This window comes from Sorangium sp. So ce385 (assembly GCF_051474135.1).
GTDB classification, from domain to species: domain Bacteria; phylum Myxococcota_A; class Polyangia; order Polyangiales; family Polyangiaceae; genus Sorangium; species Sorangium cellulosum_D.
Map to the genome: position 1 here is coordinate 9491920 of NZ_CP150337.1, position 22909 is coordinate 9514828.

Here is a 22909-nt window from a genome sequence, read left to right on the forward strand (position 1 = left end):
ACGCGGCGGGACGGATGCAAGCATAACATCTGCTCCTTTAATGACTACCCGGAGGAGCGGGCCCAGAGCTGGCCCATGTCTCGTGCGGAACCCATGAACCAAGCTCGCCTCCAATAGTCGATTCAACTAAATCGGCTTAGCCCAGATCACCTCCTTGTTCTCAAACATTCCCACAACCATTTGCTGGCGGCTTTCCCATACCATTCCCTGATCGTAGTCGACGATCCGTCCGTCGGGGTCCTCGTTGACAAAATGATCGCCCCACTCCTTGGATTTTCCTGTAGTCAAATCGACGGTGCGTAGATCCTCTTGATTGTGCCACTTATCCGATGGCCCATAAAGAGATATGACGGAGCCGGCGCCCAGCTTATGCGCATCGTCGGCGACATGTTGGCACCGCAGGGCGTTCCTGGAGGTCGGGATCATCTGCTGTCTCGCCTTGAGCACCGGATCCGCCTCGAACCTCGCTCGAGCCGCGTCGCGCATCGCCTTGCGCTCGGCCGGGCTGATGGGTTCGTTAAAGACTACCTCGACCCCCGGGAAGTATGTCTTGCCATAAACATCGGCCTCCGCCGTCGGATCCCCCCCTCGCGCATAGAGGTTCACCCCCCCTTCCAGCCCGATCGGATCCGGGCTGATGAACCTCCCCACCTCCGGGTCGTAGTACCGGTGCCGGTTGTAGACGAGCCCCGTCTCCTCGTCCGCGTACTGCCCGAGGAAGCGGATCGGCGTCGTGACGCCCCCCTCTCCGCTCCCCTCGATCCGCTTCCCCCACGCCGACAGCCGCAGCTCCCCGGCGATGTCGCCGCGCTCGTCCAGCAGCCGCTCCGGCGTCCCCAGGGGGTCGTTCACGTAGTGGTACCAGCGCGACGCCACGTCGCCGCTCGCCCGGCGGGTCTCGCAGTGGGCGAGCGGGACCGCGCTCCCGCCGTCGAACACATACGTCCGCTCCTCGATGACCGCTTCGCCCTCGCGCGTGCGCACCTCGTGCACCGGCACGTGCCGATCCCAGTAGAACCGCGTGCGCGACACCAGCCGCCCCCCCGCGCCGTCCAGCGTCGAGACGCGCTTCTCGATCCGCCGCGCGAAGGCGTCGTACGAGAACTCCACCCGGCGCCCGTCCGGCGTCTCCACGCGGCGCAGGAGCCCGCGCCCGTCCCACGCGTAGCGCGTGATCCGCGCTCCCCCCTCGCGCTTCTCCACGAGCCGCCCCAGCGCGTCGTAGCGGTACGCCACCTCGCCTCTCCGGATCAGCCGGTCGCCAGGCCCATGCTCGCGCGCCGGCGCCAGCGGGCCCGCATCGACGAGGTTCCCGGTCGGATCGAAGGCGAAGACCTCGGATAGCCCCGCCTCCGCGATGACCTCCAGCAGCCGCCCGGCCGGATCGCGGCGGTACGCGGTGCGACCGCGCGCGAGATCCTCGACGGCCTCGAGGCGCCCCGTCGGATCATAACTGTAACGCGCGTCCACGACCGTCCCCGCCGGGCGCGGGCCCACCCAGCCGGGACCGCCGGCGCCGATCGCCGGGTCCGCCGCGGCACGGCGCACGACGCGGCGCGAGAGGCGCCCGGCGGCGTCGAAGGCGCTGTGCACCTCCCCGCCGCCCGGCAGCACGCGCGCGATCTCCCGGCCGACCGGATCGAAGTGCCGGCGCACCACGTGCCGGCCGTCGAGCGTCACCCGGGCGGCGCGGCCGTCCGGCGCCGGCTCCCACGACAGCGTGTGGCCGAGCGACGTCCTTCGCCCGACGGTGCGCCCCTCGGCGTCGTGCCCCACCTCGACCGTGAACGCGGGCCCGCCCGGGCCCCGCTGCGTCTCGCGCACGATGCGCCCCATCGCGTCCCGCTCGAACGCCACCGTCCCATCCGGCCCCGCCACCGACTCGAGGAAGCCGCGCACGTCGTACGCGTACACCTCGCGCTTGCCCTCGACCTCGCGGGCCACGAGCTGCCCGGCGAGATCGTAGACGAAGCCGATCGGCGCGCCGACCCCCGGCTCGACCCGCGTCTGCTGCCCGGCCGGATCGTAACGGTAGCGCAGCACGCGCCCGTCGAAGGTCCGCTCCTTCACCCGGCGCAGGGCGGCGTCGTACTCGAACACGTGCCGCTCGCCGCGCGCGTTCTCGACCTCCAGCACCTCCCCCTCGCGCCCGTAGCGCATCCGCGCGGTCCGGCCGGTCGCGTCCGCGACCTCGTGGAGCCAGCCGTACCCGCACCATGCGATGCGCGACGTGCGCCCCGCGCGGTCGGCGACCGAGACGAGCCGGCCCTCCCCGTCGTGGGCATACCGCGCCGTGGCGCCCGCCGGATCCGTGGTCGCCACGAGATCCCCGCGCGGCGAGTGATCGAAGCGGCTCACCGCGCCCGTCGGATCGGTCATCGACAGCGTCCGGCCGAAGAAATCGTAGGTCCACTGCCACCTCCCGCCGCGCCGATCGAGGAGCGAGACCACGTTGCCGTGGGCGTCGTACCCGATGCGCACGGCACGGCCGGTCGCGTCCTCGGCCTCGATCATCTGGCCGCGCGCGTCGTACGCGAAGCGCCGCACCGCGCCGGTCGGATCCGTCGTCCGCACCGGCAGGCCGGAGGCGTCGCGCTCGATCGCCGTCGCGAGCCCCGCGGGATCGATCACGCGAACGACGTCGCCCCGCGCGTCGCGCTCGTAGCGCACGGCGCGGCCGAGCGGATCGGTCTGCGAGAGCAGCCGGCCCCGCGCGTCGCGCTCGTAGCGCGTGGTGGCCTGGAGCGGATCCGTCTCCGAGAGCAGGTGCCCGGCGTCGTCGTAGGTCGCCGACACGGCGTGCCCGCCGTCCACCTCGAGGTCGAGCAGGCCGTGCCGGTTGCCGAAGAAGCGCTTCACCTGCCGGGAGTTGGCGACCTCGCGGTAGCCGTCCGGCAGGTAGGCGAAGCGGCAATGATAGATGCCTCTCGCGCGCGTCGCGCCGTCGGCGAGCAGCGGCGGCAGCCCGTCGGCGAGGCCGGGATCCGGCCCGCCGTCGCGATCGCCCCAGGTCTCGACGCAGCGCCGCTCGGCGTCGTAGCGGTAGTGGAACGTGAGCCCGGCGCGATCGGTGTGCTCCGTGAGCAGGTTGCGCTCGTCGTACGCATAACGCGAGGTGAAGCCCTCGGCGTCGGCCGCGGCGACGAGGCGGCCGAGGTCGTCGTGCTCGTAACGCGCGAAGCGGACCCAGCGCCCCTGGGCGGCGGCGTTGTAGACGCTGATGGAGGCGATCCGCCCCTCGGGGCTCGGCGCGAAGCGGACGCGCCGGCCGGCGCTGTCCCGCACCTCCGCGAGCCGCGATCCGTCGTAGGAGATCTCGATCCGGTTCCCGGAGCGATCCTCGATCGCCGTGAGCAGCCACTCCCGCTCGCCGGCGAGCGGCAGCGCAAAGGCGTGGAGCAGGCCGTCGCCCCTGTCGAGGCGGTAGCCGCCGCGCTCGCGCCGCAGCAGCCAGCCCCAGGGCCCGATCGCCTCGCCGCCCTCGGCCAGCGCCGGAAAATCGACCGAGATGCCCTCGTCGGTCCAGACCCGGATCGCGCGCCGGGCGACGGTGACACGCCAGCCGAGGCTGTGCGCCCAGCCGTGGCCGAGGCCGACGTCGCGCTCGGCCATCGCCGAGGAGTATCGGCGGACGAAGGAGAACGGGAGCGGGCCGGGCAGCGCCAGATCGGCCCGCGGCACGGTGTACACCCGCCCGGTGACGACATCGACCGGCTCCCCTTCGGACCTCTGCCTCCCCGCCCCGGAGGGGGCGTTCTTCTGATCGCCGCCCCCGCCCTTGCCGCTCCCGCTCCCCCCACCGCCGCTGCCGCCATCGCCGCCGCTGCCGCCGCCGCCGCCGTCACCGGACCCACCGCCGCCTCCCAGCACGGCGACCCCAGGGCACATCCCGGGGGGAGCAGAGGCATCAGGCGCCGGTGCGGTCGACATGGCTCAGCGTGCTCTCCGGGCAGGTGATTCGGCCGCGAGATCGCGGCGACAAACGACGCGAACGTATCGCTTCCCCGCGGCGCGGCGCAACGCCTCGAGGCGGCGCAGCAGAGGAGCGACGCTTCAGGCTAGGATGCACGCGATGGGTACGGCGCTTTCGCTGGAGCGCTACGCGGAGATGCGCGCGCAGATGGAGGCCGGAACGCTCCGCGACGAGGTGCTCGCGCGCGCCGGGCTCACGGCGGACGAGTGGACGGCCGCGCAGCGCGATTGGCTCGAGCGGATGGGGGCGGAGCTCGAGCACGGCAGCTTCGAGCTGACCAACCGGTACACGCAGGCCTTCCTCGAGCACCAGCGCGCGATCCTCGCAGCCTCGCCGCCCGCGAGCGCGACGGCGGCGAGCCCACTGCCCGGTCCAGCGCCGGCCCCGACGAAGGCGGCACCGGCGCCGCGTCGGTCGGCGCCGCCCGCGTCCGCCGGCACGGCCCCGCTCCCCGACATGCCTGCGCTCGTCGCGGCCCTGCCCTTCCTGTCCAGCGCGCCGCGTGGCCCAGCCCCGGCCGCGCCGTCGGCGGCCGGCCCAGCGCCGCGGCGCCCGGCGCCGCCCGGGCTCACCGGCACCGCGCCGCTCGCTGACATGCCCGCGCTCGTCGCCTCCCTGCCCTTCACCCCGGCCCCGGAGAAGCGCCCCGCGCCGGCCACACCGCCGGCCGAGCCCATCGCGGCCGGCACCGCGCCGCTCGCTGACATGCCCGCGCTCGTCGCCTCCCTGCCCTTCACCCCGGCCCCGGAGAAGCGCCCCGCAGCCGCGACACCGCCGACCGAGCCCATCGCTGCCCGCACCGCGCCCGCCCTCTCGCTGGAGCACTACGCCGCGCTGTGCGCCGAGCTCTCGCTGCTCCCGCGGAGCGCCGCGGCCCTCTACCCCCGCTACGGCCTCCGCGACGTGTCCGCGTGGCAGGCCACCGACACCGCGTGGCAGCTCCGGATGCGCAGCGACCCCGCCCTCGAGGCGCGCTGGCAGCAGCTCGTCGCTCATTACCGGGCCTACTACAGGGCGCGCTGAGCCGACCCGCGCGCCACGCCCGCGGCGCTACGCCTCGAACCCCCGCGCCGGCAGGTCGGGCGCGCGGCGCAGCCAGTTGTCCTCGGGGTAGCGGCACGCGCCGTCCACCACGTGGAGCGCATAGGCGTGGCGGGAGCGCTCGGATCGGTTGGCGCCGCTCCAGTGCGGCAAGAGCCCGTGGAGCAGGACCATCGTGCCCTTGGGCGCCTCGATCGGCACGTAGGGAGCGCGCGGGGCGACCGCCGGGAACGGGGTGTCGTCCAGCGCGAGCATCCTCGTGGCATCGCCGTCGCGCACGAAGCGCCTGCGCAACGGGCCCCGGTGACCGCCGGGCAGGGCCCACATGCAGCCGTTGTGCACGGTCGCGTCCTCCAGCGCGAACCAGAGCCCGACCACGCTGAGCGGGTCCGTGTAGAGGAACGTCGCGTCCTGGTGGCAGGCGACGTCGCCGCCGATGAACGGGTTCTTGAAGATGTACATCGATTGCAGGAGCAGCGGGCGCGCGAACGCGAGATCCGAGACCACCGACGCGAGGGCCGGCCCCCGCGAGAAGCGCGCGAAGACCGGATCGAGATCGTGGAGCGCGTGGCCGATCTTGTTGATCGAGCAGGCCTTCGCCTGCCGCAGCGAGCCGTCGGGCAGGAACGCCTCCTCCTCGAAGAAGAACCGGATCCGATCGCCGGAGCCGAGGAAGTAGGCGTCGGTCGAGCGCGCCTGATCCCGGGTCGAGAAGATGGAGATCTCCGTGGGATCGAAGCCCTCGACGAGCTCGGCCGCGCGCGACCGCAGGGCGTCGCACTGCGCCGGGAGCACGAAGCCCTCGATGACCAGGAAGCCGTCGCGATCGAAGCGGGCGCGCTCGTCGGCGGTGAGCCCGGGAGGCCTGGCGGAGAACATGCCCAGAACCGTACCAGAGCGCCGGCGGGGCGCAGGCCGGCGCCCGGACGGCCGGGGTCGCGGGGCCGGGCCCGCGCGGACCGCCCGGCGACGCGCGGAGCGCCCGACGCGGATCTCCGGCTGGCTCCGCCGCCGGGCGGAGGAGCGGCCGGGCGCGCGTTGCTGCTCCGGCGCCGATCGGCGATTCTCCGCGGTCGTCGCCCGGGAGCTCGCCGTTGACCTCATCCCCTCTCCAGGACATCAAGGCCGTCCTCTTCGATCTCGACGGGACGCTGTTCGACCGCGAGACCGCCGTGCGCGACGTCGTGACGGGACAGTACGAGGCGTTCTCGGGTGAGCTCGCCGGGGTGCCGCAGGAGCGGTTCGTCCGGCGCGTGCTGGAGCTCGACGCGCACGGCTACGGCGACAAGGCAGAGGTCTACCCGCGCGTCGTCCGGGAGCTCGGGTTGCCCGAGGCGCTCGCCGCGGCCCTCACGGCGCACTTCTGGGAGGCCTACGCCAGGGTGGCGCCGGCGCTGCCCGGGGCCCACTCTACGCTCGCCGCGCTGCGCGGCCGCGGCCATCGGCTCGGGATCGTGACCAACGGCAGGGTGAGCGTGCAGGAGGGCAAGCTGCGCTCCCTCGGCGTCCTCGACGCCGTGGACGCGGTGCTCATCTCCGAGCGGGAGCAGCTCCGGAAGCCGGACCCGGCGCTCTTCCGCCGAGCGGTCGAGCGGCTCGGCCTGCGCGCGCACGAGGCGTGCTACGTCGGAGACCACCCGGTCAAGGATGTGAGGGGCGCCCACGACGCCGGGCTGAAGGCCGTCTGGCTGCGCACGCCGCACTTCCCGGCCCCGGAGGTCGCCCACACGGCGATCGGCGCGCTCGGCGAGCTCCTCACGCTGCTCTGAACCGGTCCTGACGGGGCCCGAGGCGCCGCGCCCCCGCCGGGCGCGGCGCGACGGCGCCCTGGCTACGACGCCTTGGCGCCCTGGTAGGTGCTCGGGTTCCCCGGCCCCTCGAGGTACTCGTCGTACGTGCCGTTGAAGAGCTGCGGGCCCCGGGACGACAGCTCGAGCACGCGGGTGCCGAGCTTGCCCACGAAATGCCGGTCGTGGCTCGTCACGATCACCGTCCCCTTGTACTCGATGAGCGCCTGGAGGAGCGCGTCGATGCTCTCGACGTCGAGGTGGTTCGTCGGCTCGTCGAGCACCACGACGTTGTTCTTCACCAGGATGAGCTTCGCGAGGAACAGGCGCGCCGCCTCGCCGCCGGAGAGGTTCTCCGTCTTCTTGAGCCCGGCCTCGCCGCTGAACAGCAGCTTGCCGAGCACCGACCGGACGTGCTCCTTGGGCGCGCTCGGATCGAACCGGTACAGCCAGTCGTAGGCCGTGAACCCCGGCTCGATCGCCTCGTGGTGGTCCTGCGCGAAGTAGCCCACGTTCGTGTCGTGGCCCCACGTGACCTTCCCGGCGTCGGGCGTGAGCTCGCCGACGAGGAGCTTGAGCAGCGTCGACTTGCCGATGCCGCTCGGGCCGATAACGGCGAGCTTGTCGCCCCGGTTCAGGTTGAAGTCGAGCTTCTGGATCACGCGCAGGTCGCCGAAGCTCTTGGCGAGGCCCTCGACGCGCAGCACGTCGCGGCCGGACGGCTTCTCGATCTCGAACTTGATGTACGGCCGCACGACGCTCGAGCGGCGCACCTGGATGCCCGCCTCGAGCTTCTCGATCTCCTTCACGCGCGACTGCGCCTGGCTCGACCGGCTCGCGCTCGCGCCGAAGCGGGCCACGAAGTCCTTGAGCTCGGCGATCTTCTTCTTCTTCTGCGCGGCGTCGGCGTCCGACTGGCGCTTGCCCGTCGTCTTCTGCTCGATGAAGTCGTCGTAGTCGCCCGTGTACAGCGTGACCGTCTGGTAGTCGACGTCGGCGACGTGCGTCGCGATCGCGTTCATGAAATGCCGGTCGTGGCTGACGACGAGCAGCGTGCCGCGGAAGGTGTCGGTGAGGTACGACTCGAGCCAGCGGATCGAGTCGAGATCGAGGTGGTTCGTCGGCTCGTCGAGGAGCAGGACGTCGGCGCCCGCGAAGAGCGTCTGGGCGATGAGGACGCGGAGCTTGTACCCGCCCGCGAGCGTGCTCACCGTGCTCGTGTGCCGCGCGGTCGCGATCCCGAGCCCCTCGAGGATCTCGGCGGCGCGCGCCTCGGCGGTGTAGCCGTCCTCCTCGCCGATCGTGCCCTCGAGCTCGGCCAGCCGCATGCCGACCTCGTCGGTCATCTCGACCTCGTACAGCCGATCGCGCTCTTGCATCGCGTCCCAGAGGGCCCGGTTCCCCATCAGGACCGTGTCGATGATGCGGCTGGACTCGTAGGCGAAATGGTCCTGCTTGAGCACGCCGACCCGGAGCTGCTTCGGGATCTCGACGGTGCCCTGATCCGACTCCTCCTCGCCGGAGATGACCTTGAGGAGCGTCGATTTCCCCGCGCCGTTCGCGCCGACGAGCACGTACCGCTTGCCGGGGTCGAAGCGCATCGACACGTTCTCGAAGAGAATTTTTGGACCGTACCGCTTGGTGAGCTTTTCGAGCGTGATCATCTCAGCGGCGCCGGGGATAGCACGTGGGCGCCTGCGCTTCCGGTGAATTCACGCGGCGCGCCCGCGCCGGCCGGTCACGCCGAGCGCCGCGCGGCCGAGAGCCGCGCCGGCGGCTCCCCCGCCCCCGGCAGCGCGTGCCCCGCCGCCTGGCCCGGGGCGGCGCGCCGGCGTCGGCCGTGGTCGCTGCGCCGGCCGGGGCGCCCAGGACCTCCTCGTACGCGCTCGCCGCGCACGAGGACGCGTGCGCGAAGCGGATGAGGCGCGGCGCGAACGCCGGCCCGAACGTCGTCCGGGCGCGCCCGACGATCAGCCCGAGCAGCAGCTCCGCCAGCGACGGCAGGCCGCCGGGCGCAGCGTGGCGGAACCGGAAGGTGCGCCGAGCCACCTCGGTCCAGACGCGCCCGGCGTCCGCGAGCAGCGGGAGGTACCGCGTGAGCTGCGCGAACGCCTGGTGGCCCCCGGGCGTCCACGAGGCGACCGGTCGGCTGCTTGGGCTGGTGGCACGAGGGGGCCGACGTCACCGGCGCGCAGGCCGACGTCACCGGCGTCCAGGGAGCGCCGGAGAGCGCCTCACCCTCCCATGGACTGGAGGACCCGCTCGGCGCTCGCGAGGTGCGCAGCCACCACCGTGTCGCGGAACATCTCGAGCTCCGCCCTGACCTCCGGGCTCTGCGCGCGGGGCAGGAGCTGCTCGTCGATCAGCGAGAGCCCGCTCGAGTGCGCCTTGATCTCCGTGAGGATGTACTTCCGGTCGAAGGAGCCGTCCGATGCGCTGTAGGAGACCGTGAAGGCGGTGGCGTCGGCCACGAGCGCCGCGCTTACCGGGTTCTGTCGAGGCGAGACCCCGAGCTGCGCGAAGAAGACGGACTGGCGCTGCTCCGCCTCGGTGTGCATGCGCAACATGGACCTCGCGAAATCGAGCACTGCCGGGAGCTGGGCGCTCTGCAAGGCGACCTGGGCTCGATGGATCTCGCTCGCGTTGACAGCCGATACGACAGCCGCGATCTCCGCGTCCGACACGACCACCGGTCCCTGTTGCTCGGGCGTGCCCCTGTCCCGGCCAGAGAGATCGGCGATGTCCTCGGTGCTGCACCCGGCGGGCCCGAACAGGGCACAGCCGGCGACGAAGAGGACGACGGGGCAGAGCTCACATCGCTTGCGGTTCATGGATTCCCCCTACAATGCTCCGATGAAACGTCGAAAGGACGCGGCACCAGCCGTAAAAGCTGGACGTCGCCGAAAGCGCGCAGCATCGCGCACGCGCGATAGCGCGCCACGGCTCGAGTCAAGCAAGCGGCGGGCCGCTTCGGAGCCGCCATGGCGCGCTGTCGGCGCCCATGGCGGCGGTCATCCACCGGACGCAGGCGCCGTCGGCTGCAATGCGGCCGGAGAGCAGCGCGGCCGCGGCGCTCTTCGGCGACGGCTCCCGGCGCGCGACGAAACCTCCGTGAGCGGAAGCGGCATCCGCCCTCAACGTCTCGCTCGGCGCTCCGACAGCCCGAACCACATCGTCGCCAGAGCAGCCAGAGCGAGAGGAGGAAGGATCGCCACGTTGACCGCTCCCCAACCGTAGCGGGCAAGCACCTGGCCAGCGAAGAGCGAGCCGAAGGCCGAGGAGACGAACGTCGTCAATTCGCTCACCGCTTGCGCCTTGGCCTGCTCCCCTGGACGATACGAGTGGGCGAGCAGCGTGCTGCCGCCGACGAACATGAAATTCCACCCAACGCCGAGGCACGCGAGCGCCGCATAGACGTACTGCACGTCGGTCAACGCGAGCAACGCCAGCGAGAGCATGCCGAACACCGTGACGACCAGGTACGAGCCGGCGTACGTCACAGACGGCAGGAGATCCTTGCTCCAATTGGCGATCACGGGGCCCGCGACAGCCGCGACGACGCCGCCTGTCAGCACGACGCCTTGAGCCGTTCCCGAGGGCGGGCGACAACGCACGAGGGGCCAGGACCACCCGGCCCTACACCACGGCTCACGCGCCGGCGGACGGCGCCGCTCCCGCCCCCGGCAGCGCGCTGCGGCCGCCCCCACCCGTCGGCGAGGCGCCGCCCTCGGCCACGGCGCCAGGGGTCAGCCCGGTCCACCGCTTGAACGCGCGGTGGAAGGCGCTGGGGCTCGAGTAGCCGAGCTCGTGGGACACCTCCTTGAGCTGGGCGCCGCCCAGCGCCTGCCGCGCCCGTTCCAGCCGCAGCTCCTGCAAGAGCTCGCGGTGGCTGACGCCCACGGCGGCCAGCCGCCGCTGCAACGTCCGCGCGCTCATCCCGAAGCTCTCGCCGATGCGCACCAGGCTGGGGTCGCCCGCATCGAGCGCCAGCGCGAGGGCGTGCCGGAACGCCGGCACGAACTCGCGATCGAGCGAGGATGCGGCCCGGAGGTCGATGTGCAAGCGGGAGAGCGCCTCCTCCGCCTGCGCCACGAGGATGCCCCGGAGCGCCGGGTCGTGGCTGGAGACCGGCGCCCGGACGATGTCGCGATCGAAGACGAGCTCGTCGAAGTCGCCGCCGAACTGGACCGGGGCGCCGAGGACCTCCTCGTACGCGCTCGCCGTGGCCGAGGGCGCGTGCGCGAAGCGGATGAGGCGCGGCGCGAACGCCGGCCCGAACATCGCCCGGGCGCGCTCGACGATCAGCCCGAGCAGCAGCTCCGCCAGCGAGGGCAGGCCGCCGGGCGCGGCGTGGCGGAACCGGAAGGTGCGCCGATCCACCTCGGTCCAGACGCGCCCGGCGTCCGCGAGCAGCGGGAGGTACCGCGTGAGCTGCGCGAACGCCTCGGCGCCGGTCGTGCTCGTCTGCGCGAGGTAGTCCAGGATGTCGAGGCTGCCCGGCGGGAGCTTGCGGGCGGCGCGCAGGCTCAGGAGAGGGTCTGCCGCCCGATCCGTCAGCCCGCTCCAGGCGCGGCGGACCAGGGCGATGGGGACCCGGGCGCCCCGCTTCTCCAGCAGATCGCCGGACACGGCCACCACGCGCCGCACGTCGTCGACCTCGAGCCCGTCCTTCGCCGCGGCCGTCATCAGGACGCGCAGGAACTCCGTGGACGCCGAACCGGACGCCGAACCTTGGGCTGGCACGATGTCGCATTATGAGAGCGTGTCGCGAAATGTAAATCGGTCGCGGCGTCCGATCGATGACAGCGTAGCTACGCTGCCTGCCCGCACGAGCCGGGGACAACCTCACTCGAACCCCTCCGGCCGCAACAGCGATGACCAGCCTCGACCACCTCTCTCCACTTGGCCCATCCGTCTCCCCCGGCCTCGCCGGCGTCGCGCCTCGCCGGCGCCGCGCGAGCCCGTTCGCGACCGCGGCGCTGGCCGTCGCCGCGCTGCTGGCCTGCGCGTGTGACGCCGCGATCCTGCCGTCGGACAGCGGACAAGACGCGATGAGCGAGCTCACCCTCGCTGCGCGGAGCGACCTCTCCGCCGAGACCGCGGCGGCGGCCGAGCCCGCCGCGTGGGCCTCGCTCGCCGCGCCGGCTGCGTCCGGCGCACCCCCGGTGAGCGGGTTCGCGGATCTGCACTTCCACATGATGTCCGAGGAGGCGTTCGGCGGCGGGTGGCTGCACGGCAAGCATGACGGCCCCGGCGCCCTGGACGACTGCGACGGCGGCATGCCCGAGAGCGACCACGCCCGCGTTCGACAGGACCTCAGCAGCCTGCTGGACAGCTGCCCTCAGTCGACGATGCTGGACTTCGCCAGCAACGGCGCGCTGTCGGCGCTGCTCGGCATCGGGGGCGGCGTCCTCGGCTCGGAGGCGATCGGCAAGACCGAAGGGACGCAGGGCGACACCGGGCTGCACCTCCAGCGGAAGCGCTCCTCCGAGGGCTGGCCGCGCTGGGACACCATCGCTCACCAGCAAGGCCACGTGAGCTGGCTGCGCTCGGCCCACGATCGTGGGCTGAGCCTCATCGTCATGTCGGCGGTGAGCTACGACTGGCTGTGCTCGATCCTGCCGGAGCAGAACCGCGAGCGGGCCTGTGACGAGATGGCCGACGTCGACCTCCAGCTCCAGATGACCCACGCGCTGGCCGCGCGGAACGCGGGCTGGATGGAGATCGCGCTCTCGCCGGCGCACGCCCGGCAGATCATCGGGGCGGGCAAGCTGGCGGTGGTCCTGTCCATCGAGGCCAGCCACCTGTTCGGCCGCGACGTCGACGCGGCCAGGATGCGCGCGCAGCTCGACAAATACCACGCCCTCGGGGTCCGGACGCTCCAGCCGGTGCACCAGGTCGACAACGCCTTCGCCGGGGCGGCGCTGCACAACCCGATCTTCCAGTTCGCGCAGTACACCGAGAGCTGCTTCATCGACACCGACTGCGGCGCCACCCTCGCGGGCGTCACCCTGGGCATGGACGTCGACGCGAATTGCAACAACACGCGCGGGCTCACGCCGCTCGGCGAGCAGCTCGTCGGCGAGATGATGGACCGAGGCATGCTGATCGACGTCGCCCACATGTCCGAGCGAGGCGTCGACCGCGTCTTCGAGCTGGCGCAGGCGCGCGCCTATTACCCGATGTACATCTCTCACGGTCACTTCCGGGAGATCATGAGCCCCAAGGTGGCCGAGACCGAGAAATCCACGCCCGCGCGGGTGATCCGGATGCTCCGGCAGACCGGCGGCATCTTCGGCCTGCGCACCGCGCACGACGAGACCAAGCAGTACACCCGCAGCGCGGTCGAGAACAGCTGCCAGGGGTCGTCGCGCTCCTTCGCCCAGGCCTACGACTACGGGCGGCTCGGCCTCAAGGTGCCGATGGCGTTCGGGGCCGATCTCAACGGCTTCATCCAGCAGACGCGGCCGCGCTTCGGCGAGGACGGCGCCTGTTCGGCGGCGTTCCAGGCGGAGGCCGATTGCCAGGCCTGGGAGCAGCGCGAGCAGGGGCCCGGCCCCCTGGGAACGGAGTTCGACGACAAGGGCCTCGCCCACGAGGGGATGCTGCCCGATCTCGTGGCCGACCTGGACCGCCTCGGCGTGGACACGACGGGTCTGCGTTCCTCGACCGAGTCCTTCCTCCGCATGTGGGAGCGCGCGGCGGGCCCGCGCGCCGGCGTGGCCGACCCCGCCGCTGACATGGACGAGAGCGGCGTCGCGCCGTTCGTCCCCGCGGAGGAGCGCGAGCTCGCCTACCCCACGAAGTGCGGCGCCGCCTATTGCCCTGGCTTCCAGGAGCTCGGGGGCAGCTGCAGGTTCAACGAGGAGTGCGAGAGCGGCCAGTGCACCGCCGTCGCCTGCAACGCGATCCCGGGCCGCTGCGTCTGCAACGACGACGCCGACTGCGACGACAGCGTCGCTTACTGCGCGCTCAAGACGCCGGGGCTCGGGGGCGACAACGAGTGCGTGCCGGACAAGGGAGATCACGCCACTTGCACGCGCGACGGCCAGTGCGCGTCCGGCCGCTGCGGCGGGCTCATCGCCGGCACCGGCTGGTGCTACACGCCCGGATCGAAGGCCATCGGCCAGGGGTGCCGGGTGAACGAGGAGTGCCCGAGCAACCGTTGCGGCGACCTCACCCAGACCTGCCTCTGCCGGAACGACGCGCACTGCGGCGCGAACCAGTTCTGCGGCTGGGGCACCAACGAAGGCGAGTGCGTCAACAAGCGCGGCCGAGGCGCGGCGTGCACGAAGGACAACCAGTGCCAGTCCGGGAACTGCAGGTTCCTCTTCTGCCGCTGACCTGGAAGCGCACATGAGCTCATCGTAGGACAGCCGCTAGTCGCAGAGGCATGTCGTTAGGCCCATCGGTCGGAAGAGGACCTCCTTGGATGCCTGACCTGTCAGCGGGCGCCGAGGCGTGGACTGAGGCAACGCCCCGCGCGGAGCGAGCTCAACAGCCGCCGTTCTCCGGAAAAGCGCGCAGGCGGGCGGGGCGCTACGAGCGACTGGAGAGGAGCGGCCCTGGCCCATCTCCTCCAAGCAGCGTGGTTCGTGACAGAAGGTTCGGGCGAGGTGAGCTCACGTGAAACCCAGCCGTCTATTCGACGGCGCCGATCTCTCTTGAGTTGCTTTTACGTTCGACCCTCCTCGAACGCTTTGTGTGCTATAGACCCCGCGTTTGCACCTGACTCAGTACGATCGCCGAGGGTATCCCATGAAAATCTCTCGAGAACGCTCCGGGCTTGTGGTATCCGCGTGCGCCGCGGCCGGTCTCCTCGCTCGCGGAGCCTCTGCGCAGCCGGCCCCCTCCGTGGAGACCACGTATGTCGAAGCGCCCGCGACCGATCCGGGGCGCGTGGACGGCTGGTCACCGGGGCTGCTCCTCGGCGGCACGTTCAACCTGGCCAACAATCGCAGCGTCGTCGGGCAGGCAGACGGGACAGGCATCTCCGCAGGCTTCATCCTGGAGGGCTCCCTCGACTTCAATAAGGCCGCCCATGAGCTCCGCATGACGCTCGGGGCTGGCGCTGGCGTGACGCGCACGCCGGCCCTGGATGCCTGGGTCAAGACGCGCGACGCGCTCGCCTTCGAGGCGATTTACCTCTACCACGTCGTGCCCTGGTTCGGGCCGTTCGGTCGCTTCGCCCTCGATACGCAGATGTTCCCTGGCAGCGATCCGCGCTCGGCGCCGACGACCTATGCGATCACGCGCGCGGACGGGACGACCGAGGCGATCACCGGGACGCGCCTTCACCTGAGCGATCCGTTCCAGCCAGTGACGCTCAAGCAGTCGCTTGGCGTCTTCGTCCAGCCTGTCAATCGGGAGTCCGTCCTTGTCGAGGCTCGCGCCGGCGCTGGCGCGCAGGAGGTCATTGCGTCGGGCGCGCTCGCCCTGGGCGACGACGACGGGACGCCCGAGGTCGAGGTGAGCGAGCTCTCGAGCTATAACCAGCTCGGCGCCGAGGCTGTCATCGAGGCCTCGGGCGCGCTCCGTGAGAAGCAGATCACGTACAAGGCGGGCGTCGCCGTCCTCTTGCCGATCGTGTATTCGGATCTGGACGCAGGCGACGAGCGCGGCGCGCTGGACCTCATGAACGTCGACATCGTCGGGGGGCTCACCTTCAAGCTCGTGGAGTGGGCGTCCCTCGACTACCAGCTCCATGTCGTGCGCCAGCCGCAGCTCGTCGACGCCTGGCAGGTGCAGAACAACCTCCTGCTCACGCTCTCCTATGCCGTGGGCTCGAAGGTGCCAGGGTTGCCGCCCTGCGTGCCCTGCAGGCCGGCGCCAACCAAGGCGGAGCCCGCGCCAGCCCCGGTGCCCGCGCCAGCCCCGGTGCCTGCGCCGGCCCCGGAGCCCGCGCCGACGGCTGCGCCCACGCCGGCCCCCGAGCCCGCGACTGCGCCCACGCCGGACGCGGCGCCTGCGCCGGACGCGGCGCCTGCGCCGATGCAATGATTGATAAACGCTGGCGGGGAAACACCATCAAGAATCATCGGGAAGAGGGGATTCGTGTGAGCCTCGTTCCCTGAGTCCAAGGAATTTGCGCTCACGGGCAGCGTGGTCGTTCTGGCAGTCGGCGTGAGCCCCGGGCGCGCCGGCGTCAGGGCGTCAGGGCGAAGCAGTAGATCCCGCCGTAACCGCCGCCGGCGCCGACGCTGGTCGAGCCCTGCTGCGGTCCCCCCGCGTCCACGAGGTTGACGCCCGGGGTGCACCCGGCTGCGTCGTGGGCCGACATCCAATGGGCCATGTTGATGCCGCCGGCCCCGCCGCCGCCGAAGTTCCTCGGCCACGAGTGCCCGAGGCGCGGCTTCGAGTTCCTGTCCGCTGCGGCGCTCGTCCAATCGCTGCACGTGGCCGTCGCGCCATGGAGCCGCCCCTCCGCGTTGCTCCCGGTCATCGTGTCGTGGTTGTCCACCTCCGGCAGGCTCGGATCGGGCTGGTGGTTGGGGAGGCCTTCCTCGTTCGGCAGATCGTCGGCGACCGCCTCGTCCGCCCCGGAGGGGCGCTCGTTCAAGAGCTCTCCCTTGTTGTTGGCGACCAGCCGGCCGAGGCGGTCGTACCAGGGCCCCTCGCCGATCCGATCGATCGCGTCGACCTGCTTGCCGTCCTCGCCTGCCGCGGCGCTCAGGAACGCGCGCCACTGCTTGCTCCCAGCGCCCGGCATGCTCTTCTCGGCGATCGTCGCGCAGATCTTGTCCGCGCCGCGGAGGCCGGCGCCCGGGCCGGTCTCCCCGAAGCGGAGATCGCCGCCGAAGCCGTCCTGGGAGCCCGACAGCTCCCGCATGGCGGCGAGGCTGGTGACGAAGAAGCTGAACTTCTCGGTCGTCCCGCCGCCGGTGGACGCGGTGGTGGTGCCGCCGCCGGTGGACGCGGTGGTGGTGCCGCCGCCGGTGGACGCGGTGGTGCTGCTGTCGCCGCCGGTGGACGCGGTGGTGCTGCTGCCAGTGGTCGCGGAGCCGCCGCCGGTCGCGGAGCCACCGCCGGTCGCGGAGCCGCCGGAGCTCGACGACGCGCCGGTCGCTCCGTCGCTCGGGGACTCGGTGTCCGAGCCGGAGCAGCCGAGCGCGGGAGAGAGCAGAGCCAGGGTGAGGGGAAGCAAGGAGAGGTGATGAGCGCGTTTCATGGTCTCGTTTCCTTGTCTTGGTAAGCTGGACTGTCGGTCGCGCCGCGATCGGCGAGGCTCACTGGCCCCGCCCCCGCGCGGCTGATGGCAGAACGGCGCGCGCGGCGTGAGGCGCCGACGAGGCGCGTGGGGGTCGCCGGCCGCTCCGTCCGGCGCCCGGAGCCGTCGGGCCCCGCGGCGTCCGGCGTGCCGCTCGCGCCCTCCGTCGAGGTCGAGCAGCCGAGCGACAGGCGGCAGAGGAGCCCGCCGAGGGCGCCGGCGCGGCCTCCGCACCGAAGGGAGAATTTTACAATTCCGAGGCGTTTTTGCGACATCTCAATGAACAAGTGGAGGTGTCGCGGGACGGGAGTCAATCTTTTTTACGGGCGCCGTGCCCGCGCGAACGCCGGCGCTCACCTGCCACTCCGGAGGCGCGTACAGTATAGCGGTAACCGCTGATCCCAACGGGACACGCGTGCCCGCCCGATACTGGGGTTTTCTGGATGGCACGAACACATCGTGTGTTGTGCGATGATGTCCATCGAACGTCGAGGCGAGTGGGCGCTTGCCTCCGCAAAGGCGTTTGGACCCCCTACTCACGATGATGTCCATCGAACGTTGGGGCGAGTGGGCGCTTGCCTTCGCAAAGGCGTTTGGCCCTTCTACCCACGTCAGGCCGCCTGGCGGCGGAAGAAGGGCCGTCCGGTGCCGGTGAGCGATGGATCACATCGACTACAGGATTGTCGAACATTTGCATCCCAACCAAACACTGCCCGCTCCGGTCGTACGATTCTTAGCGATAAGCGTGATCGAAAGGCGCTCCGCTGGGAATGGTCGTCTGATGGTGTCGTTCCGGCCAGCCTTCTCCCAACCTCTCCCCCCAACCGCCCTCCTCCCCCTGTTCGTCGCGTGCGGCCCCAGCGACGGCGGCATCACCGTGGATGAGGATGACACCACCAGCACCGGCAGCCCGACCAGCGGCTCTTCGTCGGCTGGCACCGCGTGGTCCGTGGCCGGCACCGGCGGCGGTGGCACCGGTGGCGGAGCGCATGGCCACATCCGGGGCTTGCTCTCCCGAGCCCCGGGAGCGCCGTTCCCATCGCTCAGCTTACGGGTCCTCGGCTCGACGGCGAACGCATCGCACCGCGCCCTGAAGCTTCTCGTTCACGTGTCATTGGCATAGTCACAGCGCAAATTCCCACGCGTGACAAAACAGCGTTACCAACGCGAAAACACATAGACTTATCTACCATCTGCTATAAGTACGGCGATTGCGTGTCACGCACTACGTGTCATGCCCGCGTGTCGCATTCCGCCACTGCACTCGAAACATGGAGGCCTTCATGTCTGTCCGTTCTCGTGCCTCGCGCAAATTAATCGCTCTCGCGGTTCCCGTCCTCGCGCTCTTGAACTTCCCTGGCTGCTCTTCAGAGGTAGGATCCGGCGGTGCCGGGGGAGATGGTTCGGGCACAGGCGGCGGGACACCGAGCGGGAGCGGGGGAGTCACCACGGGTGGAGGCTCCTCGACCAGCGGTCCTTCCGCGACCAGCGGAGTCGCCGGTACGGGCGGTTCTCCGACCGGTGGAACCGGCACGGGCGGCTCCCCGACCGGCGGTGCGAGCGGGACCGGCGGGACCGGCGGCGGCGGCAGCTTCACATGTACCCTGCCCACTCTGCCTGAACCGAGCGGGCTGACCGAGGTAAACGAGAAACTCCCGGATCCGTTTACGTTCTTCGACGGAACGAAGGTCACCACCAAAGAACAGTGGGAGTGCCGCCGCAAGGAAATCCTGGCGATGGCGGCCAAGTACCTTTACGGTCCAGTCCCCTCCGAACCGGACGAAGTGACCGGGACCGTCTCCGGAGGCACCGTTTCGATCACCGCCAAGGTAGGTGACAAAACGGAGAGCTTCACGGCGAACATCAGCGGATCCGGCGACGTGATCGCCCTCGAGCTGTCGGGCGGGATTTTCCCGTCGAGCAGAAAGAAGCTGTCGTTCGGGAGCGGCTTCGAAGGCAAGATCAGAAATCTCTTCGGCTTGCCCGAGCTCAACACCAATATCGCCAACGGTTGGATGATCGACCGGGTGATGGACGTGCTGGAGCAGAACCCGGGCAGCGGCCATGATCCCACGAAGGTGATGGTATCGGGATGCTCCGGATGCGGGAAAGGCGCTTACCTGGCGGGTGTCTTCAGCCGCGCGCCGGTGGTCGTCATCGTGGAGTCGGGCGGAGGCGGCGTCGCCAACCTGCGTCAGGCAGAGTGGTTCAGGCACGGTGAAGGCAGTTCTGTCTGGCAGTGCTCGGACGCCAAACCTCAGAGCATCGACAACCTCGAAGACAGCGGCATCTGCGGACCCTGGGTGACCAGCGCGGCCCGCTGGCTCCGGAGCGACCCCTCGAAGGTATACAACCTCCCCTTCGATACGCACATGATCCTGGCGACCATCGCTCCACGGCATCTGGTGCACTTCACCAATGCCAATGGCAGGAACTCATGGTGTCACCTGGGTGGGACCTGCGAGGCGCTCTCCGCGTGGGCAGCAAAGCCGGTATGGAAGGCGCTCGGCGTCCCGGAGCGCATGGGCTTCCAGATGTACAGCGCAAACCACTGCGGCGCGTCGGGCTCTCAAACCGCCCTTGCAGGCGAGATGTTCAAGCGAGCGTTCGAAGGCAACACCAGCGCGAACACGGACGTGATGAGCATCCTGGACAACGGCGTTCAGCAGCCGGTCAGCGAATGGAAAGACATGTGGGTCGACTGGGACATGGATACAGTGCTGCAGTAGTGATGCCGTCGGGGGGCATGAACGCCATTCTGGGCTTGCCCGGGCTCCACGGAGCTCCACGGAGAAAGGGCAGCTCCACCAGGTCCGGTCCAACCGGACGTAGGTGTTCATCCAGCGGGCCGCCTCGCACTGGGCTTCCGGCAGGGGCGGCCCGATCGGCCGGTTGAGGCGCTCGCCTTCCTCCCGCGCGGAGAGCTGGTGGCGCAGGGCCCAGCCCATCGGCTCGAACCAGGCTGGCCCCCCTTCCGGAGCGAAGCGGGGCCGGCTTGTCAGGGACCGGCCTATTGGATCGCGACCGGGATGGCGAAACGGATCGGCCTCGGGCCGGCCAAGTGGATCGGTGTCGGGTCGGCCAAGCGGATCGCGATAGGTAGGCGCCTGACCGCAGGGAGGGCCCTCGGAGGGAGAGAAATTGGGTCGAGTTTCCGGAATGCGTCACACGCACTGTCGGAGACGGCGATCGTAGGAGCGGGATCGGCGAAGTGGATCGTAGCCGGGTCGGCCAAGCGGATCGCGACCGGGTCGGCCAAGCGGATCGCGACCGGGTCGGCCAAGTGGATCACGGCTGAGACGGCGGAAGTGCCGGTTCTCGGGCGTCAGACAGCGATGAGGCATGTACACCCGAGCCTGATAGGGCCGGGCATGGCTCCCGGCTTCGAGGAGGCCGGGATGAGCGCGAGGAGGACGGAGATGCACAGGCTGCAGGAGCTCGTGCGCCTGCACCGCAGGGGCGAGGACTGCCGGGAAGTAGCGCGGCTGCTGGGGATGGGGCCCAACACCGAGAGGCGGTATCGCACGGCGCTGTCGCAGGCTGGCCTGCTCGAAGGCAGCGCGGAGGAGATCCCCGCGCTCGAGGAGCTGAAGGAAGCGGTAAAGAAGCACGTGCCGCCGAAGGTGGCGCCGCAGCAGCAGTCGAGCGTGGAGCGGTGGCGAGCGTACATCGCGGCGCGCGTCGAGGAAGGGCTCAAGCCGGCAGCGATCTACGACCGGCTGCGGCTCGAAGAGCGCGACTTCAGCGGCAGCCGCTCCGCGGTCAAGCGCATGGTCGCGACGCTCCAGAGGGAGCAAGGGATCAGGCCCCAGGACATCGCCATCGTTGTGGAGACCGATCCCGGGCACGTCGCGCAGGTCGACTTCGGGTACGCGGGGCGGCTGTGGGACCCTGAGACCAAGAGCCTGCGCAGGGCGTGGGTGTTCGTGATGGTGCTCGGCTACAGCCGGCATCTGTTCGCGCAGATCGTGTTCGACCAGAAGACCGAGACATGGCTGCGGCTGCACGAGGAAGCGTTCCGCGCCTTCGGCGGGGTGCCGTCGACGATGGTACCGGATAACCTCAAGGCGGCGGTGGTGCGGGCCGCGTTCGGCGTGGACGAGGACTCGGGGTTGAGCCGCAGCTACCGCGAGCTCGCGAGGCACTACGGCTTCACCGTGGACCCGACGCCGCCGCGAGCGCCGCAGAAGAAGGGCAAGGTCGAGGCGAGTGTGAAGTACGTCAAGCGCAACGCCCTGGCGGGTCGCGAGGGGCAGGACGTGGGCGAGGTACGCGCGGCGCTCGGTCGATGGATCGTCGAGATCGCGGGCACACGGCAGCACGGCACCACGAAGCGAAGGCCGCTCGAGGTGTTCGAGGCCGAGGAGAAGAGCCGGCTTCAGCCGCTGCCGCTGCGCCCGTACGAGCTGGTGACCTGGAAGCGGGCGCGGGTGCATCGCGACTGCCACGTCGAGCTCGGAGGAAGGCTGTACTCGGTGCCCTGGCGGCTGGTGGAACGCGAGGTGTGGCTGCGCGCGACGCCGTCGAGCGTGGTGGTGTATGCCGACGACGAGGCCGTGGCACGGCACGATCGGCGCGGCGCCGGCCTGCGCAGCACGCTCGATCGGCACCTGCCCGAGGAGCGCGCGGCGCTGCGGCACCGGAGCCGCGCCTACTGGGAGCAGCGCGCCGACCAGATGGGCCAGGACGTGGGCAGGTTCGTCCGCGAGGTGTTCGACGCCGACGACGTGCTCTCGCAGCTGCGCAAGGTGCAGGCGATCGTCACGCACCTGGAGAAGTTCCCCAAGGAGCGCGCGCAGGCCGCGTGTCGCCGAGCGAGCCATTACGGCAACCTCAGCTACCAGGGTGTTCGCGACATCCTCCGGCGCGGTCTCGACTTCGAGCCGAGCCCGCAGAGCGCTGCGCCGGCGGCGTGGGCGGAGGCGCCTCCGCGGTTCGCGCGCGACCTCCGGCTGCTCGCGGCCTCGCGGCTGTCGTCGACAGGAGGGGACCATGGGCCTCACTGACGAGCTCGTGCCGGTGCTCAAGAAGCTGCGGCTGTCGGGCGTACTGCAGTCGCTGGAGGTACGCGTGCGGCAAGCCGTCGACGAGCAGCTCTCGCACGAGGAGTTCCTCGTGCGGCTGCTGTGCGACGAGGTCGATCGCCGTGACGGGCGGCAGTTCGATCAGCGCATCCGCCGAGCGGGCTTCGACAGCCTCAAGACGCTGGAGGACTTCGACTTCCAGTTCAATCCGAGGGTGCCGAAGGCGAAGGTGATCGACCTGGCGACCTGCTCCTTCGTCGAACGCCGGCAGAACGTGCTGCTGGTCGGCCAGGCGGGGGTCGGCAAGTCGCACATCGCTCAGGCGCTCGGTCACCGCGCCTGTCGCGCGGGCTACCAGGTGCTGTACGCGGGCGCCGGCGACATGCTCAAGCAGCTGCGCGCCGGCCGCGCCGACGGCAGCCACGACCGCCGGCTAGCGCGACTCGTGGGGGTCGACCTGCTCATCGTCGACGACCTCGGTCTCCGCTCGCTGACGGTCGAAGAGGCGGCCGATGTCTACGAGGTCATCCGGCTGCGTTACCAGCGCGGGGCGATGATCCTGACGTCCAATCGCGCCGTGGAGGAGTTCGGTGGACTGTTCGGCGACCCGCTGCTCGCCAGCGCTGCCATGGACCGGCTGCTCCACGACGCCCACGTCCTCGTCCTCGAGGGCGATTCGTACCGCAACCCTCCCCCGGGCCGGCGACGCCGGGCGGCGGAGGCATCGAAGGAGAGCAAGACATGAGCACGTCGAGCGGGTGGCAGGATCCGCTTGGCCGACCCCAAGCGTCGATCGCCCGGGTCCTGATCGCGGTGCTGGCGGCGCTCGCGATCACAGGATCCGCTTGGCCGACCCAGGCGCGATCCATGAGGCCGA

Annotated in this window: 13 protein-coding genes and 2 pseudogenes; 7 read left to right on the forward strand and 8 right to left on the reverse strand. The window is 70.8% G+C overall.

Translation table 11 applies throughout. The features are described from left to right. Positions 1-126 precede the first annotated feature (126 nt). Positions 127-3930 carry an RHS repeat-associated core domain-containing protein gene (locus tag WME83_RS34550; RefSeq protein WP_437313962.1) on the reverse strand — a complete coding sequence of 1268 codons (3804 nt, stop codon included), beginning with the start codon at positions 3928-3930 and terminating at the stop codon, positions 127-129. 142 nt (positions 3931-4072) lie between these two features. Between WME83_RS34550 and WME83_RS34555 the strand changes: the two genes are divergently transcribed. Further along, positions 4073-4996: a hypothetical protein gene (locus tag WME83_RS34555; RefSeq protein WP_437313963.1), complete on the forward strand. Its 924-nt coding sequence runs from the start codon at positions 4073-4075 to the stop codon at positions 4994-4996. Between the two features lie 27 nt (positions 4997-5023). Here WME83_RS34555 and WME83_RS34560 read toward each other — a convergent pair whose 3' ends face one another. Next, on the reverse strand, positions 5024-5893 hold the full coding sequence (locus WME83_RS34560; protein WP_437313964.1) for a phytanoyl-CoA dioxygenase family protein: 870 nt from the start codon (positions 5891-5893) through the stop codon (positions 5024-5026). A gap of 215 nt (positions 5894-6108) precedes the next feature. Here WME83_RS34560 and WME83_RS34565 point away from each other — a divergent pair, with 215 nt between their 5' ends. After that, positions 6109-6783 (forward strand): HAD family hydrolase, encoded by a 675-nt coding sequence (locus WME83_RS34565; protein WP_437313965.1) that lies wholly within the window; start codon positions 6109-6111, stop codon positions 6781-6783. Positions 6784-6845: 62 nt separating this feature from the next. Here WME83_RS34565 and WME83_RS34570 read toward each other — a convergent pair whose 3' ends face one another. From WME83_RS34570 to WME83_RS34590, 5 genes and pseudogenes are all read right to left on the reverse strand, one after another. Continuing rightward, complete coding sequence (locus WME83_RS34570; protein ID WP_437313966.1) at positions 6846-8465, reverse strand: ABC-F family ATP-binding cassette domain-containing protein; 1620 nt, start codon at positions 8463-8465, stop codon at positions 6846-6848. A gap of 1 nt (position 8466) precedes the next feature. Beyond that, positions 8467-8904: pseudogene (locus tag WME83_RS34575) on the reverse strand (AraC family transcriptional regulator ligand-binding domain-containing protein); the annotation flags it as partial. 131 nt (positions 8905-9035) lie between these two features. Next, positions 9036-9632, reverse strand: coding sequence for a DUF4142 domain-containing protein (locus WME83_RS34580; protein ID WP_437313967.1), 597 nt, complete (start codon positions 9630-9632; stop codon positions 9036-9038). A gap of 303 nt (positions 9633-9935) precedes the next feature. Then, a pseudogene (locus tag WME83_RS34585) lies at positions 9936-10388 on the reverse strand (MFS transporter); the annotation flags it as partial. Between the two features lie 61 nt (positions 10389-10449). Further along, on the reverse strand, positions 10450-11544 hold the full coding sequence (locus WME83_RS34590) for an AraC family transcriptional regulator ligand-binding domain-containing protein (RefSeq protein WP_437313968.1): 1095 nt from the start codon (positions 11542-11544) through the stop codon (positions 10450-10452). A gap of 131 nt (positions 11545-11675) precedes the next feature. Here WME83_RS34590 and WME83_RS34595 point away from each other — a divergent pair, with 131 nt between their 5' ends. After that, positions 11676-14144 carry a membrane dipeptidase gene (locus WME83_RS34595; RefSeq protein ID WP_437313969.1) on the forward strand — a complete coding sequence of 823 codons (2469 nt, stop codon included), beginning with the start codon at positions 11676-11678 and terminating at the stop codon, positions 14142-14144. A gap of 511 nt (positions 14145-14655) precedes the next feature. Next, positions 14656-15801 (forward strand): hypothetical protein, encoded by a 1146-nt coding sequence (locus WME83_RS34600; RefSeq protein WP_437313970.1) that lies wholly within the window; start codon positions 14656-14658, stop codon positions 15799-15801. Between the two features lie 145 nt (positions 15802-15946). Here the strand turns inward: WME83_RS34600 and WME83_RS34605 are convergent, their stop codons facing one another. Then, entirely contained in the window at positions 15947-16969 is a 1023-nt protein-coding gene (locus WME83_RS34605; protein WP_437313971.1) for a hypothetical protein, read from the reverse strand. A 1322-nt stretch (positions 16970-18291) separates the two neighbouring features. Here WME83_RS34605 and WME83_RS34610 point away from each other — a divergent pair. The 3 genes from WME83_RS34610 (at position 18292) to istB (ending at position 22777) form a co-directional block, all read left to right on the forward strand. After that, a complete protein-coding gene (locus WME83_RS34610) occupies positions 18292-19737 on the forward strand; it encodes a glucuronyl esterase domain-containing protein (RefSeq protein ID WP_437313972.1) in 1446 nt (481 codons plus the stop codon). A 669-nt stretch (positions 19738-20406) separates the two neighbouring features. Continuing rightward, the gene (gene istA, locus WME83_RS34615; RefSeq protein ID WP_437313105.1) at positions 20407-22014 is read left to right on the forward strand and encodes an IS21 family transposase; all 1608 of its coding nucleotides are present in this window, start codon (positions 20407-20409) and stop codon (positions 22012-22014) included. Beyond that, positions 22001-22777 carry an IS21-like element helper ATPase IstB gene (gene istB, locus WME83_RS34620; protein ID WP_437313106.1) on the forward strand — a complete coding sequence of 259 codons (777 nt, stop codon included), beginning with the start codon at positions 22001-22003 and terminating at the stop codon, positions 22775-22777. The genes istA and istB overlap by 14 nt, the downstream gene beginning before the upstream one ends. The last annotated feature ends 132 nt before the right edge of the window (positions 22778-22909 follow it).

What these genes read in the sequence shown, in the direction of transcription:
- WME83_RS34570 (WP_437313966.1), bottom strand. Translation starts at nt 8,465, where the DNA reads ATGATCACGCTCGAAAAGCTCACCAAGCGGTACGGTCCAAAAATTCTC.
- istB (WP_437313106.1), top strand. Translation starts at nt 22,001, where the DNA reads ATGGGCCTCACTGACGAGCTCGTGCCGGTGCTCAAGAAGCTGCGGCTG.
- WME83_RS34595 (WP_437313969.1), top strand. Translation starts at nt 11,676, where the DNA reads ATGACCAGCCTCGACCACCTCTCTCCACTTGGCCCATCCGTCTCCCCC.
- WME83_RS34610 (WP_437313972.1), top strand. Translation starts at nt 18,292, where the DNA reads ATGTCTGTCCGTTCTCGTGCCTCGCGCAAATTAATCGCTCTCGCGGTT.
- WME83_RS34560 (WP_437313964.1), bottom strand. Translation starts at nt 5,893, where the DNA reads ATGTTCTCCGCCAGGCCTCCCGGGCTCACCGCCGACGAGCGCGCCCGC.
- WME83_RS34550 (WP_437313962.1), bottom strand. Translation starts at nt 3,930, where the DNA reads ATGTCGACCGCACCGGCGCCTGATGCCTCTGCTCCCCCCGGGATGTGC.
- istA (WP_437313105.1), top strand. Translation starts at nt 20,407, where the DNA reads ATGAGCGCGAGGAGGACGGAGATGCACAGGCTGCAGGAGCTCGTGCGC.
- WME83_RS34555 (WP_437313963.1), top strand. Translation starts at nt 4,073, where the DNA reads ATGGGTACGGCGCTTTCGCTGGAGCGCTACGCGGAGATGCGCGCGCAG.
- WME83_RS34605 (WP_437313971.1), bottom strand. Translation starts at nt 16,969, where the DNA reads ATGAAACGCGCTCATCACCTCTCCTTGCTTCCCCTCACCCTGGCTCTG.
- WME83_RS34580 (WP_437313967.1), bottom strand. Translation starts at nt 9,632, where the DNA reads ATGAACCGCAAGCGATGTGAGCTCTGCCCCGTCGTCCTCTTCGTCGCC.